This is a genomic window from Dysgonomonas gadei ATCC BAA-286 (genome assembly GCF_000213555.1).
Taxonomy (GTDB): Bacteria; Bacteroidota; Bacteroidia; order Bacteroidales; family Dysgonomonadaceae; genus Dysgonomonas; species Dysgonomonas gadei.
Genome location: NZ_GL891979.1, coordinates 758,192 through 772,794 on the forward strand (window position 1 = coordinate 758,192; position 14,603 = coordinate 772,794).

15 protein-coding genes and 1 pseudogene are annotated in these 14,603 nt (G+C 37.8%); 7 read left to right on the top strand and 9 right to left on the bottom strand.

What is annotated here, in order from left to right:
- From HMPREF9455_RS21300 to HMPREF9455_RS02810, 3 genes and pseudogenes are all read right to left on the bottom strand, one after another.
- Positions 1-122: pseudogene (locus HMPREF9455_RS21300) on the bottom strand (aspartate dehydrogenase domain-containing protein); the annotation flags it as partial.
- A 1,284-nt stretch (positions 123-1,406) separates the two neighbouring features.
- On the bottom strand, positions 1,407-2,174 hold the full coding sequence (locus tag HMPREF9455_RS02805; protein WP_006798069.1) for a TPM domain-containing protein: 768 nt from the start codon (positions 2,172-2,174) through the stop codon (positions 1,407-1,409).
- A gap of 44 nt (positions 2,175-2,218) precedes the next feature.
- Positions 2,219-2,818, bottom strand: a complete 600-nt coding sequence (locus tag HMPREF9455_RS02810; RefSeq protein WP_006798070.1) for a LemA family protein — start codon at positions 2,816-2,818, stop codon at positions 2,219-2,221.
- 323 nt (positions 2,819-3,141) lie between these two features.
- Between HMPREF9455_RS02810 and HMPREF9455_RS02815 the strand changes: the two genes are divergently transcribed.
- From HMPREF9455_RS02815 to HMPREF9455_RS02825, 3 genes are all read left to right on the top strand, one after another.
- Complete coding sequence (locus HMPREF9455_RS02815) at positions 3,142-4,095, top strand: alpha/beta hydrolase (RefSeq protein WP_006798071.1); 954 nt, start codon at positions 3,142-3,144, stop codon at positions 4,093-4,095.
- 401 nt (positions 4,096-4,496) lie between these two features.
- Positions 4,497-4,742, top strand: coding sequence for a hypothetical protein (locus tag HMPREF9455_RS02820; protein WP_006798072.1), 246 nt, complete (start codon positions 4,497-4,499; stop codon positions 4,740-4,742).
- Positions 4,743-4,765: 23 nt separating this feature from the next.
- The gene (locus tag HMPREF9455_RS02825) at positions 4,766-5,059 is read left to right on the top strand and encodes a hypothetical protein (RefSeq protein ID WP_006798073.1); all 294 of its coding nucleotides are present in this window, start codon (positions 4,766-4,768) and stop codon (positions 5,057-5,059) included.
- A 130-nt stretch (positions 5,060-5,189) separates the two neighbouring features.
- Here HMPREF9455_RS02825 and HMPREF9455_RS02830 read toward each other — a convergent pair whose 3' ends face one another.
- On the bottom strand, positions 5,190-6,083 hold the full coding sequence (locus HMPREF9455_RS02830; protein ID WP_006798074.1) for an AraC family transcriptional regulator: 894 nt from the start codon (positions 6,081-6,083) through the stop codon (positions 5,190-5,192).
- 425 nt (positions 6,084-6,508) lie between these two features.
- Here HMPREF9455_RS02830 and HMPREF9455_RS02835 point away from each other — a divergent pair, with 425 nt between their 5' ends.
- Positions 6,509-7,063: a porin family protein gene (locus HMPREF9455_RS02835; RefSeq protein WP_006798075.1), complete on the top strand. Its 555-nt coding sequence runs from the start codon at positions 6,509-6,511 to the stop codon at positions 7,061-7,063.
- Between the two features lie 109 nt (positions 7,064-7,172).
- Here HMPREF9455_RS02835 and HMPREF9455_RS02840 read toward each other — a convergent pair whose 3' ends face one another.
- From HMPREF9455_RS02840 to HMPREF9455_RS02860, 5 genes are all read right to left on the bottom strand, one after another.
- A complete protein-coding gene (locus HMPREF9455_RS02840) occupies positions 7,173-7,727 on the bottom strand; it encodes a DUF1697 domain-containing protein (protein WP_006798076.1) in 555 nt (184 codons plus the stop codon).
- Between the two features lie 33 nt (positions 7,728-7,760).
- Positions 7,761-8,429 (bottom strand): YdeI/OmpD-associated family protein, encoded by a 669-nt coding sequence (locus HMPREF9455_RS02845; RefSeq protein WP_006798077.1) that lies wholly within the window; start codon positions 8,427-8,429, stop codon positions 7,761-7,763.
- A 168-nt stretch (positions 8,430-8,597) separates the two neighbouring features.
- A complete protein-coding gene (locus HMPREF9455_RS02850) occupies positions 8,598-9,017 on the bottom strand; it encodes a VOC family protein (protein ID WP_006798078.1) in 420 nt (139 codons plus the stop codon).
- Positions 9,018-9,216: 199 nt separating this feature from the next.
- The gene (locus tag HMPREF9455_RS02855; protein ID WP_148401825.1) at positions 9,217-10,635 is read right to left on the bottom strand and encodes a DUF5723 family protein; all 1,419 of its coding nucleotides are present in this window, start codon (positions 10,633-10,635) and stop codon (positions 9,217-9,219) included.
- Between the two features lie 19 nt (positions 10,636-10,654).
- On the bottom strand, positions 10,655-11,260 hold the full coding sequence (locus HMPREF9455_RS02860; protein ID WP_006798080.1) for a hypothetical protein: 606 nt from the start codon (positions 11,258-11,260) through the stop codon (positions 10,655-10,657).
- A 228-nt stretch (positions 11,261-11,488) separates the two neighbouring features.
- Between HMPREF9455_RS02860 and HMPREF9455_RS02865 the strand changes: the two genes are divergently transcribed.
- From HMPREF9455_RS02865 to HMPREF9455_RS02875, 3 genes are all read left to right on the top strand, one after another.
- Positions 11,489-12,232, top strand: coding sequence for an alpha/beta hydrolase (locus tag HMPREF9455_RS02865; protein ID WP_006798081.1), 744 nt, complete (start codon positions 11,489-11,491; stop codon positions 12,230-12,232).
- Between the two features lie 618 nt (positions 12,233-12,850).
- On the top strand, positions 12,851-13,399 hold the full coding sequence (locus tag HMPREF9455_RS02870; RefSeq protein WP_006798082.1) for a UpxY family transcription antiterminator: 549 nt from the start codon (positions 12,851-12,853) through the stop codon (positions 13,397-13,399).
- Positions 13,400-13,447: 48 nt separating this feature from the next.
- A complete protein-coding gene (locus tag HMPREF9455_RS02875; RefSeq protein ID WP_006798083.1) occupies positions 13,448-14,578 on the top strand; it encodes an MraY family glycosyltransferase in 1,131 nt (376 codons plus the stop codon).
- Positions 14,579-14,603: the final 25 nt, after the last annotated feature.

Below are 14,603 nucleotides of genomic sequence, written 5' to 3' on the forward strand. Positions count from 1 at the left end.
GCTTTTGACGCAGTACGCGAATAAACTCCAGTTAAATCATATTCAGGCAGTAAGCCGTTAATAAGTGCATCTGTTACAATTTCGGCAAGATACCCACATCCCACAATCGCTAATTTTTTCATGTGGGTAAAGATACCTCTTAAAAATATGATTTCCTAAATGTTTCTGCCCGATTGGCTGTCTTGTGTATCATTCAATGAGACAAACACTCTGAAAGGAGAGAATAACGAATAGAATTACTATATTATGCCAATCAGTAGTTCAAGTAATTATTGTAGTATAAAATTGTTGGATTTCTCTAACGCGCCGTCCGGCTTGTTTTTCATTTTGCCTTGATGCAAAACGAAACAAAAAATCAAGGCTGCATCCCTCCGGCGACCCAAAACCGCAGCTCCGGTGGGGCAAAATAATACGGAGTCATCTTTTACCGGATTATCAGCCGTGTACAGCAGCTACCCTATTTTGCCCTACACCTCCGCTTTACGGATTGGGTACCCCGCCTGCGGAATGAGGCCGTTATCGCGATGCGGCGACAAGACTGTGTCTTTTCAGGCTTTAGCTCCGCGTGCGTCAGCCCTTGCGCATTAGTGACGCAGGCGGGGTACCCAATCCGTTGCAGGCGGCGTAGAATCAAACGGGGCGATAGCCCGTGTGTTTGATTCAGACGGCAAAACGGTTTTGGGTCGCCGAGGAACGAAGCGCTAGCCTTTTGGTTCGTTTTGGGCAATGCCAAAATGAACGTTTAAGCGAAACGAAGTGGAGCATAAAAAATCCAACATTAAATCTCAACTACTGATTCGCATATATTATAGACTTGTGGAAAACGATATATAAAATTACCTATTCGCCCCTTATTTATGTTTTTTTATTTTGTATTGTGAGTTTTGGTGTATATAAGAGTTTTTTTTCCAAATATTATATATATTTGCAACCAGTAAAATCACAAGGTACGCGCTAAGTCACATGAAAAATCAATGCTCAAAATCTTTAGTTAAAAAAGAATCTTATTGAGAGGCAATATACTGGCATGTCATACCCGTAAAAGCGTATGACAAAAATCCTGTGATGTATTAAAATGACCTGAATAACCTGATAAATAACTGCAACATTTAGGTAAAGGAGCGGGCTACAGATGGAGTACAAGGTGGGTGGTGCTACTTGTAATCATATAAACTGTAGCCTAAGTTTCTTTTGTTTTTATCCTATTTCTGTGTTTCACCTATCGCCGGTATTCATAAATGCTTTATGAAAAGTAATAGTTATATCGTGATTTACAATAATCTGTGTATCACTCCACTTATGCCTACGGAATACAGAGTAAGCCCTTTTCCAATCTAACAAAAAAACAGGTATAAATCTAGTCTTTATACCTGCCTCTATATTTATTACTGATTGTGATCTTTTGTTCAGAAACTACGTCCGGCACCACCTCCGCCGAAGCTTCCACCACCTCCGCCACCAAAGCTGCCTCCTCCGCTACTCCAGCCACCACCGGAGGAACTACCTCCCCCCCAGCCGCCGAAGCCGCCACCAAAACCTCCGCCACGCCAGCGTCCCCCCGAAGAAGGACCTCCTTTGTTGTTTTTGAAAGCGATATAGAGAATAAGCAATATAACAACCACAAGCACTATATTTGCAATGAGCGAACTGCCGGAATAATTTTCTTCATCCGCCTGGAATTCTCCTGCCAAATATTTAATTATGGCAAGAACGGCCGCTTTGGATGCATTGTAATAATCCCCGGTTTGCAGATATGGGATCATATACTGGTCTATAATACGGCCGCAACGGGCATCGGTAAGTATATGCTCTACTCCGTAGCCTGTGGCAATAAATACCTGCCCACGCTCGTTACCTATACGTGGTTTTATGAGTATAAGCACGCCGTTATTCTTGTCTTTTTGGCCGATACCCCATTTTTCACCCAGACGGGCAGCATAGTCCGATACGGCATAACCCTGCAAATCGGCAACTGTTACTACATATATCTGTGTAGATGTACTATCGTTGTAGGCTTTCAGTATCTGTTCCAGGTCGTCACGCTGCGAGGCATCGAATGTCTGTGCAAAGTCATTGACGAGTCTCGGGGGTGACATGGGAGAGGGCAGATCGTCCTGTGCCTGTAGCAAAACAACTACAAGCAATAACAAGAATATATTTAATATCCGTTTCATTTTATGAAGCTGACAACCAATAGTTTTAGCCAATAGCTTATTTATTAAAATTCTACTTTTGGTGCACTCTGAGCTGATGCATCGGCTTCGAAATATCCTTTCTTATCGAAATCGCCAGCAAAGAAGCTGTTTGGGAATTTTCGAATATATGTATTATAGTCTCTCACCCGTTCATTAAACTTGTTACGTTCTGTGGAGATACGGTTTTCTGTTCCGGTAAGTTCATCCTGCAGGGCAAGAAAGTTAGTATTGGCTTTCAGGTCGGGGTAATTCTCCTGCACCATCAGCAAACGACCGAGCGCAGCACCCAGTTGCCCCTGCGCTTCCTGATATTTTTTGATATTCTCTTCTGTAAGCTGGTCTGCATTTACATTCATCTGTGTTGCTTTTGCACGGGCATCCACTACTGCCTGAAGAGTTTCCTGTTCGTGAGTAGCATAGCCTTTCACAGTGGCTACCAGATTAGGCACAAGATCGGCACGGCGCTGGTATGCATTCTGTACCTGAGCCCACTGAGAAGACACAGCTTCTTCTTTTGTTATCATATTATTTTGAAGCGATTTGCCCCACAAAAAGAAAATAAGCCCTATACCGATTATTGCAACTACAACAATAATAGCAATTATACCTTTCGTTAATTTCATTGTTTCTATTTTTTTGAGTTAATATCAAATACATTTATGTCTAAAACAACAAGAGAGAATGTTTTGTTGCTGTGATGCATATTTAAGCCGTAAAAGTATTAAATTCTGTGGATATTTTTGTTAACTAAAGCAAGTAATTCATGTAGGAAAGGAAGAGAACCTTACTGCAACAGACATAGCTGCAAATAATTATTTGTAACTTTAAGAATTCAAATCTAAAAGATTATGAAGAAAATTATACTGAATCTGATACCGGCTATATCTCAGGCCGTGAACAAATACTAAGTGATAGCGTTAATCCTGAAAAATAAGAAATAAAATCTATGAGTAATTCTCCATACAAAGAAGATATACTAAAAGACCAGTTCGAAGCTCAAACTCTCAAATTGAGGGACGATTACGAAGGTATGGTTACAGCGACACTTATACGTCGCCTGCCAGAAAGTAAATCCAACAAAGCGGTATTATACATACATGGATTTAATGATTATTTTTTTCAGACGGAAATGGCGTGCCGTTTTAACGATCATGGATTTAATTTCTATGCCATCGACCTACGAAAATATGGTCGTTCGTTTCTGCCACACCAGAAATTCAATGATATACGCAATCTGAAAGATTATTACGAAGAAATACTCCAATCGCTGGATATTATCCGCAGCGAAGGTAATAAAGAGACTCTTTTGTTTGGGCATTCCACAGGCGGGCTTATTGTTACCTTATTTGCCAAAGATCACACAGACAGCAAATTATTTGACGGGTTGATACTCAACAGCCCTTTTTATGAATTCAATCTGGCAAAACGGGTTAAAAAGCTTTTACCTATTGTATCCTTTGCAGGGCGGTTTATACCTAAAGTTACCATTCCGGGAGGATTCAGTGAAGAATATGGTAAAAGTATTCATAAATCGTACAGAGGAGAATGGGATTACATACAGGACTGGAAGCCCAACCTTGCACCTAAAATAAATCTGGGATGGTTGCGTGCAATTCATAAAGCACAAAATGAATTGAGGAAAGCATTTTATATATCCAAGCCCATATTGCTGCTGCATTCGGCTGAGTCGGTGGCAGATATTAAAGATATGGAACAAGTCTCGGGCCGCGATGCTATTTTGAATATAAATGATATTGAACGTATAGCCCATAACATAAAGGGCGATGTGGAAATCCTGTCTGTAAAGGGAGGGTTGCACGACCTTATTCTATCGGGGGCGGAAGTGCGAAACAACGTCTATAATATGATATTTGACTGGATAAAACGAAATAAGCTATAATATCGCCGATTGCGAATGCTAATATGTTTTATCACAAAACATATCATTCTCGAATATTTTACAGCAATTTATACATATTATTTTGGTTGTTAAAATATAAATATACTCCTATTAAATAACGATTTTAAAAGATAAATCGCTTATAAAAAGACTGATAATATGTATGCGAATACAACATGTTCAATATTATTCATTTACTATTCTCAAACTGTTTTGACTTAGGTATACACTCCGAAAAAAGTTTTACATACCCTTTATTCAATGAACGGTTAAATCGTGAAAGGTCTTACTTTCATATTCCATTTTCTTCCATATGTTTATTTCTTAATTCTGCAATCTTCAAATCCGACTATCGGAACATTTATTCCTCACAATAGGGCTTTTCTAAACCGCTTTCATTGATGAACTTTACAAAACAATTAGAAAACAGATCAAATATGGAAATGGTACGGCTCTCAAAATATAAAAAAATAGATAATATGCAGGAAAATAGAATATCTGCTATATTGCTCTCCGTAAGGCCTAAACTGACGAGAGAACATGAAACTAAAGTGTCGGGAAAAGGGTTTATCAACCATCAGTCAATTGTGATGTTAACCGACCATATAAAAAAGGCAAGGCAATCAGGTATATTATTAGAACGGTAGTTCCGGAATAAAAAGATCAGAATATGAAAATAGCACTATTCCTCAAAAACGAAATAATAGACGAATCCTACCCGGATACAATACCTATTATTGTATTGCATGTAGACAGTAAATCGGTAATGGAAGTAGAAAAAGACATTATAGTGAAGAAAGATGTCAATTATGTAGCACTTTGGCTATTGACCAATCGCATCAAAGAAGTATATGTAGCGGAAATTGATCCTCTGGTGAAAAGACTGTTCGAGAAATTGGGTGTTGTAGTAAAAAGATTTGACGACATTGAAAAGAATCCGCTTTTGAAACAGTTTCTATCCTGATAGAATATCTAATCCGATCAACGATTTTCTCTTTATCTGTAAAGGATTTTACTTTCCCATATTTCATGGCAAATTCTACACAAATTGCCCCTATATTTCTTAATATAACAATAATATATCTCTATAAAGTTCAGCTTTCCCTGTACTGTACAGGCGTCATTCCTGTGTGCTTCTTAAAGAAGCGTCCGAAAAAAGACGGATTGGGGAAATTCAACTCTTCCGAAATTTGTAATATGGTCATATCCGTAGTTTTGAGCATATATTTTGTGGATGAGATAAGCACCTCATTTATCCAAGAGAAGGCTGTACGGCCTGTACGCTCTTTTATGATAGTGGACAGGTATTTAGGAGTCAGGCACATCTTATTGGCATAAAACTGAAGCGTTTTTTCCTTCTTATGATTATGTAGCAATAACTTGAAAAAGGTAAAAACCTGCTCTTTCTGATATGAATTAGCATCTGACATCGTATCCGTCCCGGGATTACTTTCCGATTCTTTTATTTTGTTATAATAAATAGCCCCCACTTCTATTAATAATGTATAAAGGAGTCCCTTTGCCATTTGCTCCCTGAAAGGATGATCCTTGCGTTTATATTGAGTGACAATAAACGAGTGGAACTCAAGTAGTTTGTCAGCTTGTGCCTCTGATATCTGAAGACAGGGAGACTGTATTATGCTCATCGAAATGTCGAAATTGCTTGATACAGGCATGTCTGTCAGAAAATCGGGAGAAAAGATAAGGAACTCGGTCATCATATCGTCACTCTGCTCAACTACTTCGAGTACATAATTGGGTAAAATGGTTAAAATGGTTCCTTTTCTGGTCTCATATTCCTTGAAGTTTATCTTTATCCTCCCCGTACCACTGATGCAAATGGCAAATACCGCTCCATCGATAATGATAGGAAAGTTTGATGACATAGACGGGAAGTGTACCGCCTTATCGGATACGATAAAGTTTTTGATGGCAGACGGGTCTATCTGCTCCGAAATATCTTTGATCTGTACTTTGGATAAGTTCATATAGTTTGTTTTTATCTCTTTACACTATCTATTGACATAAAAGGTATAAATAATCATTGACTCCCATTGAAGAACTTTATGTGATTTTTCACTCGTTCGGGATAACAAAGAGGCTTATCGCATTATAATGTCTCTAAATCTTAAAGGGCGGAATAACCTCACTTTTACAAACGTACTATTTTTATTTGAAAGCATTATTTTTCATCATAAGAATTTTAGAACATACCACACGAATATCAGAACATTAGCCGGAAGTCCTTTTTCTCCTTTTTTTTTCGAAATAAGAATAATAGGACATTATTACCTCCATACGGGGCTTTTTTTACCTTTAGTTTTGCACGACCTTTGTCATGTATTCGAAAAGGATATACAATGAATACAAAATAAAGATTAGTTAGGTTATCAATTTTTTAAAATGAAAGATTATGAAAAAGTTATTTTTTACACTCGCAGTTATGTTTGGTTTGACTTCGGTAGTTAACGCTCAGACAGGCAAGGTATGGATAGGAGGTAGCACAGGCTTTAATACAAGTAAAGTTACAGATGGTGAAAGGTTGACAAATTTCAATATCACACCGGAAGTAGGCTATATGATGTCAGACAACTGGGGAGTAGGTATGAAACTGGGATATGCACATAAAGAATATAATGTACTGGATGGTAAGGCTAAGTCTGACGGGTTCACTATAAGTCCGTTTGCACGTTACTCATTCCTCAGAGGAAATATAGGCGGTTTATTTGTTGATGGTGGCGCCGGATATACTTACAGTAAGGTAAAATCTACTGATACTAAGGTACATGAATTGGAAGTCGGCTTCAGACCCGGCGTTGCCATCAATGTGTCGGACAATCTGACCCTTACCGGAAAATTCGGATTCTTAGGTTATCAGTATGAGAAATTCGGCGGCAAGAAGACCAATACATTCGGCTTCGACTTCGACCTTAGCCAGATACAATTAGGTTTAAATTTCGTGTTCTGAATACTACATTAAACAATTACTCTAAATTACTCAAAAATCTCTTCAAAACATTGAGAGGCCGCTCCCGGGATGGAAGTGGCCTCTCGCTTTATTAATCACTTATCTTATTTTATCGCATGGCCTTTCCCAGTTCCGCGAGCTTGCTTATCGTTTTAAAATTGCGTGATGTGGATGGAATATCCGTTTTTTGTAAACTGCCAGCCAGTTTGGAATTGCGGATACTATTATAAAACAGAAAATAAACATTTCGCCCTGCTATTTTATATTTATCTTGCTGTGTATTATATTTTGCGAGGCGCTCGATATCTTTGGATGATGGATTCCGCGTAAACATAGACACATATAATACTTCACTATCCGATACAGCAATGGCTTCGGTTATTTCTTCACCGGTGAACGGACAATCTGCGATGATTGCTTCCAATTCTTCTAGCGTTCTTAATATTACAACAACGGGAAACCCAAAAGTATCTTCTATAATAGCCTCTATTTCTATCCGGAGTTGTTCTTCGCCCTTATCGGAAATAAACAATACATTACCGCTCTGAATATATGACTGTACGCTATGGAAGCTCATATTTTCAAATACTTTTTTCAGTTCAGCCATTTTTATTATATTCTTTCCGCCGACATTGATGCCACGTAATAGTGCTATGTAGATCATATATGAGTGATAAATATATAAGGATTCTTAATTTTATTTTCTCTTATCGGCCCTGTACAGATCAACGGATTTATAGCCTTTACGAATAATGTCCGCCATCTCGTCAAGTCGTTTCTTTATGGTTTCTTCCGACCGGGTATTATACACGAAACGTGCCCAACCGCGCTGATAGCCGGGGGTGAGATTATTGAAGAAAGAAAGTATCTCTTTATCTTTGGTGAAGTGTTTTTGCAGATCGGGAATACGGTCTATATAATCGGCAACACACTGGCTAAGCTGATTAGCCCGGCTTTCGCGGACTTCCTCATGTTTCAGTCCGATAAGTGTAAATGTATCGTCGAAAGCCAGCATCTTATAAAATTTCAGTAAGCTGCCCTTTACATAACCATCGTCATCGACATCTACACGTTCGAAAAAATCGTCACGGCCGATATATTCTTTATACTTCTTGTTTCCTTTTTTGGGATAGACAAAAAACAGGCTCCCGCCTTTGTACAGCATATCTTTATCTATGACCATCTGCAATCTTTTCATAAATTCGTCCAGAGTGAAAACAAATGCAAAAATGGTATTATACTTTTCCTTTTTTACACTATTATCCGGAATCAAACTGTCCAGGTCATGTATCTCTTCGGGTTTATCCAGTGCCAGCACACTGCCGAAAGTATTAATTCTCAGTTTATCTATTATCAGTCCGCTCATAATTTTATTGTATATTCTATTATATGTTTCAGGTATGCAATTTAATATAAAAAACAGAACTCCGTATCCTCGCCTGAAAAATCATTCTGAGGATACGGAGTAAAAAATTTTGTTCAATTTATCTAAAGGTTGAAAAGTCTGTTCTCTCTCTTGTTTCTCCGTTATATTTTAATACTCGTAATTTACCATCCACAAAACCCCGAATCGGTCCGTAAAATGTCCGAATAATGAGCCCCAAAACATCTTTTCCAGAGGCATTATTACTTTTCCTCCAAGGGAAAGCTCATTAAATATACGCTGAGTTTCGGCTTCACTATCCATATTTACCGATAAAGATATATTGTCTCCAAACTTAGTCCTGACACCAAATACCTCGGATGTATCGGAACCCATAAGAACAGTTCCGCCTCCTATAGGCAATGACATATGCAATATTTTTTCCCTCTCAGTATCGGGTAGCGGCTGTTCTGAAGGCATATCTTTGAAACGACTCAGGTACGTAAACTCACCACCGAATACGGACTTATAGAAATTGAAAGCAGCCTCACAATTGCCATTGAAAGATAGGTAGGGATTAACTGCTGCCATTTATTTAAGTATTAAATTGTTTGCTATTTGCACATTTAGGATATGACAGTATCGATTCACGATTAATTGCATTATTTATCTTATCTGTCTCAAAGTAATAAACATTTTTGGGGTTAAGAAAGTTTTCAAAACTTAATAATTATTTTATAAAATAATCAAAGTATTTATAATGAACATCTTAACCCTCTTATTTGATAGGCTATTTTCGCCTTTCCCCCAAAGGAATACTTATTCCAAACTGAAAGTTAAGCGCCCGGCTGGTGGTAGGGACAAAATCGGATGAAATATGAGGCGTTGCGTAGTCACTTGCAAGAAACAGATTTAAACCTTTAGATGGTACAATATGAAGCGCCAGGCCAAATGTATCGAACTGGCTGTGATTGACCGAATAGGTCAAACTGGTTGCAAACCATGTACAAGGGCGATAGTTAGCCGAAAGGGTAAACTCCGAAATATTGGAATAGCTGCCAAAGCGTATGGAGTATAATGCTCCTGCCGTAAGTTTATCCCTGACCAATTCATACTCAGCGCCCAGATTCATATTCATGCGGAGCATGGACGCGCGCCCCCTTTTTGTCTCACCTTTCAGGTTTACGGCCTTTTTAATATCGTCCAGTGCATCTTCGAAAACGTCGAAGACCGACGAGCCGTCTCTTTCATATATCGAGTAATCGTTGGGAGATACAATTACTTCCGTTTCGGGCGACTGCAGATTTATAGTATTAGCCTTGGACCAGGATATAAAACCGATGTCGTTTATTGCTGCTGAAATTTTCAATCCTTCTAAAACAGGAAATAATTCCTTTACATCATACACTGCGCCTAAATCTATACCTAAACCTAGACCGGGCAGATTAAAATTTCCGAAAGTAAAGCCATCCAGATTCCCCTTTTCGTCATACCTTGGTGCAACTCCCGGTGCGGAACCGATCAATGAGGCCTTCGATTTTGCTTTCCAATAATCGGGCCCTGCATCTATATTCAGGCTTTTGGTGTCGAATTTGAAATCGGCCAGTCCACCCAGAAATTTAACCCTTGCTCCGAGTGTAAGGTTATTATCCATAAACATGCGCGAATGTGCAACACCGATTTCGATAAAGGAATAGCCTGTGGCATGCAAGTCGGAAAGATCATATGTGGATTGTTCTTCCTGTCCGAATCCTCTTTTGAGTAATTCAAAAAAAGGTTTAGGTATATTGACATCGGCATGGGTTCTGACTCCCATATCTATATTCCAAAAATGGTCGCCTTTATAAAATCCCAATCCGAAAAATTTTATATTTACATCTGCATTTGCATAATTGTCATAGGATAGTTTCGATAAAAACTGTTCCACTCCCACACTCTGATGCATAAAGGTAACCCGCTTCCCATCAGGACCTTTGAATGTAAAGTTGTGTAAATTGATTTTGTTCGTCTGCCCGTTTGCTCCTATGGTAGGTAAGATTGGCACTACAAGATAACCCTGTTCGGGGCGTAAAGCCGGATTGAGGCTATTGCGGAGATATGATGTCTCCATAAAATAGTCTGATTGAGTAACCTGCGCATATCCTCCATTTATAGAGAAAAGGCTCAGAATGGCTATCGATACGGCATGTAATTTTGTTATAAATCTCATTTTCCCTATCAACCTGTATTTAGAGTTCATAGTAGAATCCACCTGTTTTCACTATAGCTCCCCATATGTACAAATAATCCTTATCGCCCAGCCAGAGAACAGCATCTTTGGAGCTAAGGACAATGACAAGTTGCAAATCGGATGCCGACTCCATATATTGCATATATTCAGACGTAATTTTAACGGAGAACTCCTGCTGCCTGCCGGTAGTAAGCGTTTGTTTCGGTATTACTACTTTGGTTATTCTTTGCTTACCGGTATCTATGATATTAAAGTAAACGTCGAGGGATATCCCTTTAATGGCCACATAAATATCAATCTTAGCTGAGATTTCAACAGTTTCATTCCCTTCATAAAAGAATTTCCGGATCGCATTGTCATCAAACAGGCCACGTATTGTATCGCTCAAAGCTATAGATCCATCAGGAATCGGGATACCCCACGATTCGTTCAATTGCGGTAATCCTTTTATATATATTGTATCAATATCGCCCAGCGGAATGGGCGGAATACTTATTACCCCGCTTTTATCCATATTACCCCAGTCATAATCTTTATCGACACAGGCTTGCAAGCTAAACAGAAGTATGCAAGCCAGTAATATATAGCTGTTCTGAAATTTCATATTGGCCGATTGTTTATGATTTTACTGTATGATACCCGAATGTTATAACAAATTTAAAATTTATAAATCGGTAATCCTATTTTTTAACGGAAAAGCAATGTGTATATAATATAGAAAAGTGGTTTTTAACACTGTCGCATCATAAAATTAACTTAACCGGTTATCCGGTTATTTTTTAATTTAAATTATTACCTTTAGATACCTGAATATAACACTGAAAACCGGCATATGGCACAGGAAAAGAATATCAAAAAGAGAAACCTGTTGAAAATAATTTGGCAGAGCATCATGGGGACGAAGAAAAATGATGTCAATGTATATTTCATATCAGGCATGTGCTACAATTGCAGTGTTTTTGACAAACTAAAGTTACCCAAAGGATTTAAGAAAAAGTACATAGAGTGGCACATCCCCCGTTCGGATGAATCATTGGATGAATACGCACGCGTAATGGCCCGAAAGATAGATACTTCACACCCCTTTGTGCTTGTGGGTTATTCTTTTGGCGCAGTTATCATGCAGGAAATGAACCGCTTCCTAAAGCCCTTAAAAAGTATAATAATCTCCTCTTTCAAAAGAGAAGACGAAATTCCGAACCTGTTCCGAGCCGTAAAAAGGACTAATCTGGTTGAAAGAGTTCCTATGCGGGTATATTCGTCTACCGAATTTATAACCAATGCATTCAACCGCTTTGTGTATAATATGCCTACGTCGGAGTTGGCGCAAGTAATGACATATACTGATCCTGCATATATTAAATGGGCGGTGAAACAAATTACCGAATGGATACCCGAAGGCAGCCACAAAAACTTATACCATATACATGGCACTCTGGATCAGATATTTCCCTATGAACATATCAAAAATGCTTTTCCCGTAGAAGATGGTGACCATCTGATGGTGTTGAAGAAGGCTGATATTGTAAGTTCTATCCTGAGTGGTATATTGCTGATGAAAGAAGAAGACAAATAGAAGGCCATAATTGGACCGGCTAAGGAATAATAAAACGAGGAAGCGAATGTATAGAGGTATATTGTCTATCATCCTAAGTATGCACAGATTCATATAATGTAAATACCGAAGATAGGATTGCTACAATCGGCCTGATATTAATAAGTATATCCCTTATAGACAATAACCATCAGCCAGATCACACATGTGAACATGCTTTTAGCGTCGAAGAAGTTAGAAAAACTAAAAGTTTTTTTAATAAATTTTTTAAATAAAATATGTATATAAATAAGGAATATCTTTTACTTTTGTAAACTAAATGCGGTATTTATTGATACTATTCAATAAAAGAACCTTTATCTACCTAACAAAAATTGTTTGTATAATAAAATGTCTCTTAGATTTATATAAGAGCATCAAGTCATGAACTAAATGATTATTTTTTAACGGCTAAATATTCTTATTTATTAAGAAGGGATAAGAATTAGCAAAAGAATCTTTTTTATTATACTCGTAGAGAAAATTTGCTACTGGATAGTGCAGGTTTTCTATATATTCAATTTTTTAATTTACTCAAAATCAAATCGATCCGGTAATATCTATATCGGGGTGTCCCCAAGGTATGTTATTTTGTTAAGTATGTCAGTCAAAAAAAAAGAGTCATACAAATGGTTCGCCATTAGAGTTACTTATGGTAGAGAAATCAAATTGAAAGCATATTTGGACACCATAAAAACAGAAAGTTTCGTCCCTTTAAAACTGACAGAAATTATCCGGAAGGGAAAAACTAAAAAAGAACTATTACCTGCAATCCGGAACCTTATATTCATTCATACCAATCGTTCCACTCTTGATATTTTAAAGAAGGAATTAGAAAGTAGTATCCCCATCCGGTATATGATCGATAAAGCAAGAAAAATGCCAATTATTGTTCCTGATGACCAAATGAAACATTTTATTGCCATATCCGGTGCTCAGGACGAACAAACACTCTTTTTAACACATATTGCTCCGGTATTGAGAAACGGTACCAGGGTGAGAGTTGTCAGTGGTATTTTTAAAGGAGTGGAAGGGACTATCGTCAGAATAAAAAGAGACAGGCGGATTATGGTTAATATCGATGGTGTGATCGCTGTTGTAAGCGCGCATATTCATCCATCGCTTTTAGAAAAGATAGATACCCTATAATCAGAGTCAACGTTCTACCCGGATACCTTCAAAAAAGTGTAAAAAAATATGGAATTATGTATTTATTGTTTTTTGCCCTTTATCATCAGTTTGTTTTCCTCGTGGTTTCTTATACCTCAGATTCGATTTATAGCGCTAAAGAAAAAGCTGTTTGATATTGTAGATGAAAGGAAAGTACATATAGGTATTATTCCCCGACTGGGCGGTGTTGCTTTTTTTCCAACATTTATGCTTGTGTCGGCTCTGTTTTTATGTGCTTATATCATTTTTAGAGATACCATGGATATCTCTATCGGCATGGAATCTGTAAAAGAATGGATACTGACATTATGTTGTACCATGATATTGTACCTGACCGGTATTGGTGACGATTTGGTTGGACTAAAATATCGGCAAAAGCTTGTTATTCAGGTTTTTGTCGCCTCTATTTTTGTTGCTTCCGGTTTGTGGATAAACAATTTATATGGTATTCTGGGTATTTATGATATTTCATTATCGTTTGGTATACCCCTTACCATATTTATCATAATTTTTATCCTCAATGCTATAAATCTTATTGATGGCATTGATGGCCTGGCTTCAGGATTGAGCATGATTGCTTTTCTTTTTTATGGCTGCATATTTATGTATCTCCACTCATGGTTTTATTGTATACAGGCTTTTATCGCATTTGGAATGCTGGTTCCATTTTTTTATTATAATGTATTTGGAAATGTAAAAAGAGGCCGGAAAATATTCATGGGAGATGGCGGCTCTCTTACTATAGCGATGTTGCTCTCTGTGTTTACGATAAAATTATGCTACTTTGAGCCGGAAGTGATGCAAGTGCAGATTCCGCACGCTATTGTAATCGTGTTTTCATTGCTTATCGTTCCTATGTTCGATGTCGTACGGGTGGTTATACACCGTCTGCGTACCGGATGTAATCCCTTCAAACCGGATAGGAACCATATCCATCATAAGTTTCTGGATTTAGGCTTATCTCACAAATCTACAATGATAGCACTATTATTAATCTCTATATTTTTTGGGGCAAGTAATATCCTGTTGGCTCCTTATGTGAATATCAATTTTTTGCTGATTTTTGATATTGTATTGTGGACTGTCATGCATGTGGTGATAACAATCAAAATCCGCAAAAAACACTTTACAAAAACAGTTGAAACGTGTGATCTTTAAGATAAAACATATAACAGTTATTTTC

Excerpts from the sequence above, each read along its gene's own strand:
- HMPREF9455_RS02805 (WP_006798069.1), bottom strand. The coding sequence starts at position 2,174 with ATGAAACGGATATTAAATATATTCTTGTTATTGCTTGTAGTTGTTTTG.
- HMPREF9455_RS02810 (WP_006798070.1), bottom strand. The coding sequence starts at position 2,818 with ATGAAATTAACGAAAGGTATAATTGCTATTATTGTTGTAGTTGCAATA.
- HMPREF9455_RS02815 (WP_006798071.1), top strand. The coding sequence starts at position 3,142 with ATGAGTAATTCTCCATACAAAGAAGATATACTAAAAGACCAGTTCGAA.
- HMPREF9455_RS02820 (WP_006798072.1), top strand. The coding sequence starts at position 4,497 with ATGAACTTTACAAAACAATTAGAAAACAGATCAAATATGGAAATGGTA.
- HMPREF9455_RS02825 (WP_006798073.1), top strand. The coding sequence starts at position 4,766 with ATGAAAATAGCACTATTCCTCAAAAACGAAATAATAGACGAATCCTAC.
- HMPREF9455_RS02830 (WP_006798074.1), bottom strand. The coding sequence starts at position 6,083 with ATGAACTTATCCAAAGTACAGATCAAAGATATTTCGGAGCAGATAGAC.
- HMPREF9455_RS02835 (WP_006798075.1), top strand. The coding sequence starts at position 6,509 with ATGAAAAAGTTATTTTTTACACTCGCAGTTATGTTTGGTTTGACTTCG.
- HMPREF9455_RS02840 (WP_006798076.1), bottom strand. The coding sequence starts at position 7,727 with ATGATCTACATAGCACTATTACGTGGCATCAATGTCGGCGGAAAGAAT.
- HMPREF9455_RS02845 (WP_006798077.1), bottom strand. The coding sequence starts at position 8,429 with ATGAGCGGACTGATAATAGATAAACTGAGAATTAATACTTTCGGCAGT.
- HMPREF9455_RS02850 (WP_006798078.1), bottom strand. The coding sequence starts at position 9,017 with ATGGCAGCAGTTAATCCCTACCTATCTTTCAATGGCAATTGTGAGGCT.
- HMPREF9455_RS02855 (WP_148401825.1), bottom strand. The coding sequence starts at position 10,635 with ATGAGATTTATAACAAAATTACATGCCGTATCGATAGCCATTCTGAGC.
- HMPREF9455_RS02860 (WP_006798080.1), bottom strand. The coding sequence starts at position 11,260 with ATGAAATTTCAGAACAGCTATATATTACTGGCTTGCATACTTCTGTTT.
- HMPREF9455_RS02865 (WP_006798081.1), top strand. The coding sequence starts at position 11,489 with ATGGCACAGGAAAAGAATATCAAAAAGAGAAACCTGTTGAAAATAATT.
- HMPREF9455_RS02870 (WP_006798082.1), top strand. The coding sequence starts at position 12,851 with ATGTCAGTCAAAAAAAAAGAGTCATACAAATGGTTCGCCATTAGAGTT.
- HMPREF9455_RS02875 (WP_006798083.1), top strand. The coding sequence starts at position 13,448 with ATGGAATTATGTATTTATTGTTTTTTGCCCTTTATCATCAGTTTGTTT.